The 3,709-nt window shown below is 35.2% G+C and carries 4 protein-coding genes; 3 read left to right on the plus strand and 1 reads right to left on the minus strand.

Annotated elements, in window-relative coordinates; translation table 11 throughout:
* Positions 1–34: 34 nt before the first annotated feature.
* Positions 35–1,624, minus strand: a complete 1,590-nt coding sequence (locus LOK41_RS27610) for a bifunctional metallophosphatase/5'-nucleotidase (RefSeq protein WP_241819298.1) — start codon at positions 1,622–1,624, stop codon at positions 35–37.
* A 234-nt stretch (positions 1,625–1,858) separates the two neighbouring features.
* Here LOK41_RS27610 and LOK41_RS27615 point away from each other — a divergent pair, with 234 nt between their 5' ends.
* From LOK41_RS27615 to LOK41_RS27625, 3 genes are all read left to right on the plus strand, one after another.
* Positions 1,859–2,122, plus strand: coding sequence for a YqkE family protein (locus tag LOK41_RS27615; RefSeq protein ID WP_174099132.1), 264 nt, complete (start codon positions 1,859–1,861; stop codon positions 2,120–2,122).
* Between the two features lie 67 nt (positions 2,123–2,189).
* The gene (locus tag LOK41_RS27620) at positions 2,190–2,714 is read left to right on the plus strand and encodes a GrpB family protein (RefSeq protein ID WP_241819299.1); all 525 of its coding nucleotides are present in this window, start codon (positions 2,190–2,192) and stop codon (positions 2,712–2,714) included.
* 146 nt (positions 2,715–2,860) lie between these two features.
* The gene (locus LOK41_RS27625; RefSeq protein WP_241819300.1) at positions 2,861–3,688 is read left to right on the plus strand and encodes an aldo/keto reductase; all 828 of its coding nucleotides are present in this window, start codon (positions 2,861–2,863) and stop codon (positions 3,686–3,688) included.
* The last annotated feature ends 21 nt before the right edge of the window (positions 3,689–3,709 follow it).

The raw sequence follows: 3,709 nt of genomic DNA on the forward strand, positions 1-3,709 counted from the left end.
TGTATAACCTCTCTCTTTTTATGAATTATAAAGTTTAGTTTACTCTTTGAATTCGCCCATCAATAATAGGTTGAATCGGTTCTTTTACTTGTTTTACATAATCCACTAACGCTTCAAAATCATTTGGCCCTGTTTCAGCGTCTTTTCCATTTTTAAAGGACACAAATCCATCTCCTCCTGAAGCAAGAAAGGCATTTGCAACGATGCTATACGTTTTAGTGGCAATGAGTTCTTCACCGTTTGTTAAATGAATATTTGTAACCTTTTCGCCATCTGGTTTGTTGGCATCCCAAGTATACTGAATACCTGAAATTTGAAGCATTCTCGTTTTATCTTTTTGCCATTGTTGATTTAAAATATCTCGAATGTCTTGTCCAGTTAAATTGACCTTTATTAACTGATTTCCAAATGGTTGAATTCCATATAATTCTCCCCATGTAATATCGCCAGCATCTAAATCATTACGAATGCCACCGGGATTCATGAGAGCAATTTGAGATTGCATTGTTGCCCGCTGAGCGTCCGCAATTAAATTTCCAAGAGTGGATTCTCCAGTAGCATTTTGTTTACGATCTAGCGGTGCAGTAGACTTTCCAACAACTTCATTGACAAGAGGTGCGATTTTTTCTTTATATTGATCTATTTTCTTTTTCACTTGTTGATCAGGCGCTATACCTTCATGATAGGTGGTGATCACTTCAGCTTTTTTCTCAACAATATCTTTTGTTTTACGATCAATCTTGACATCAACATCAGCAAAAGCCATTCCATAAGAATTTGCTTGTACGACAAGTTTGTTGTTAATAGTTCCATTTACATAAGTGTGACTATGACCACCGAAAATGACATCGACTTCTGGGTCAGTATCATTTGCTAGACGAAGGAGATCCCCATTCGTTACACCAGTATCATCAGTTGTACCTCCCACGTGTGCGAGAACAACGATTGATTTTACCCCTAGCCTTTTCAGTTGTTGTGCAGATTTATTAATTGCTTCTACTTCATCTGTAATTTGTACATTTTTAAGCATAGTAGGCATAACAACATTAGGTGTATCTGTTGTTACAACCCCGATAAAACCAACAGGAACTCCGTCTACCATTTTTACAGTGAATGGTGGTAAGAATAGTCTACCAGTTGTTTTGTTATAGAAGTTTGCAGCTACGTAAGGAAAGTTTGCTCCTTTAAAATTTCCCGTTTTTTCATGGTATCCACCATAAATAAGGCGATTCATTTCGGTAATACCTTCGTCAAATTCATGATTGCCAATTGTTCCAACATCAAATCCTAAATCATTTAAAAATTCAATTGTTGGTTCGTCTTGGAGGAGTGCTGAAACTGGAGGACTTGCTCCGACGATATCTCCAGCATGAACCATTAGTGTGTTTGGATTTTGTTGTTCACGATCACGTAAATAAGCGGCTAAGTACTCAGCGCCACCTGCTTCCTTGTTGTTAATTTTCTTTACCGTGTCTAGTTGTCCGTGAAAATCATTAACTCCAAGCATTTGTACATCTATGTAGCGATTTTTTTCTGCTGTTACCTGAGATGGTGGTGCAGCAAATACACTTGAAAATGTAATGGTACTTAATGCTAGAGCAATCGGAATGACTTTTTTCCACATACGTTTTCTCTCCCTTTTTATAATCTGACATCATACGACATAATTTTAATAGATTAAGAGAATGATTGCTACAAAAATTCTATTTATTATAAAAATTAATAAAATTTTATCTTTTTGTTCATATCTTTACAAAATATACATTATAGAAAAAAAGAAAAGTGAATGGTCTGTTTTTATTGTCGAGAGGGAGTCATTTCCCCTATAATGGAGAAAAAAGTAAAAGGTGAGCAAGTCATGAAGAAAAAGAAACAAAGACAAATGCAAAGACAAACGCAAATGAATCAGACAGATAAGGAATCTATTACAATTGGTGATCAATTAAATGCGTCATTAATGGATCAATTAAAAAGTAAGAAGAAAGAATTACAAGTAAGAGCGGAACAAAAAGAAATAGAAGAGCAAGAGAGAAAACGTAAAGAACAGAAGGAACGCGAAAAGAATAAATCGTTTGAAGAACTATTAAGTGAAAGTAACCTCACTTGGAAAGACTTTAAATAATACAAAAAAATCATCAGTGGGATTGCCCTGATGATTTTTTTACAATGTAATAGAAAAGGGGATTGGCATGAGGAAAATTGTAGTAGTTCCATATGAAAATCATTGGAATGAGAAATTTCAAATAGAAGAAAAACGTTTAAAGGAAGCGATGCCAGAGCCTGTGAAAGTACACCATATTGGTAGCACATCAGTGCCAGGACTCGCAGCAAAACCGATTGTTGATATGGTTATGGAAGTGGAAGATATTGAGAGGGTAGATAATTGGAACGAGTGTTTTGAAGAACTTGGTTATATTGTAAAAGGCGAAAATGGGATTGCAGGTCGGCGTTTTTTTATTCATGGAACCGAAGAAAAAAGGTCGTACCATTTACATGTTTTCGAAGTAGGTAATCCAGAAATTACACGTCATTTAGCGTTTCGTGATTATATGATGGCGCATTGTGAAGAGGCGGAAGCTTATGCAGCATTAAAGAAAGACTTAGCAGAAAAATTTATATGTAATGGAGAGAGATATACAGAAGGAAAGACTGATTTTGTACGGAATATTGATGAGAAAGCAAAACAATGGTTAGAAAAGAACGCGAACGAGTAAGCATAAGTTATTTTTATAAAAATATTATGTTAACTGTATATATATTTTGACTTTTTCTATAAATCTTGTTCAAATAAGGTGACGGTTATAAAAATTTTATGCCATCTCTCTATATCATTCAAAAGAGAGAAGAAGGAGGAGCAATCATGTATATTCCAACAACTACACTTCATAATGGCGTGAAAATGCCGATGCTTGGTTTAGGTGTATATAAAGCAAAAGAAGGAGAAGAAGTAAAACAAGCAGTAAAAACGGCTTTAGAAGTTGGATATCGCTCTATTGATACAGCGACTGTATATGAAAATGAAAGCGGTGTCGGAGAAGCGGTTCGTGAATCAGGAATCGCACGTGAAGAATTATTTATTACGACAAAAGTATGGAATGACGATCAAGGATATGAAACAACACTTCAAGCATTTGAAAAAAGTTTAAAGAAATTACAAATGGATTATGTGGATTTATATTTAATTCATTGGCCAATAAGAGGGAAATACATAGATACATATCGTGCTCTTGAGAAATTATATGAAGAAGGAAAAGTACGTGCAATTGGCGTTTCGAATTTTCATCAGCACCATTTAGAACAACTTCTGCCAAATTGTAATGTGAAGCCGATGGTGAACCAAGTGGAACTTCACCCGATGCTTGCACAGTTTGAATTACGTGATTTTTGTCAAAATGAAAAAATTCAAATGGAAGCATGGAGCCCGCTAATGAGAGGTGGCGAAGTATTTCAGCATCCAATTATTCAAGAGATTGCTAAAAAGTATGAAAAAACGCCTGCTCAAATTATTTTACGCTGGGATATTCAAAGTGGCATTGTAACAATTCCTAAATCTGTTACACCATCTCGCATTCAAGAGAACTTTACGATTTTTGATTTTTCATTAACAGAAGAAGAGATGAAGCAAATTGATACGCTCGATCGTAATTTACATGTTGGAACGAATCCTGATAAATACGATACAATGTAAAAAAACGCTACCGAAGAGGTA

Origin of the sequence: Bacillus sp. TL12, assembly GCF_022625245.1 — a bacterium.
Classification (GTDB): domain Bacteria; phylum Bacillota; class Bacilli; order Bacillales; family Bacillaceae_G; genus Bacillus_A.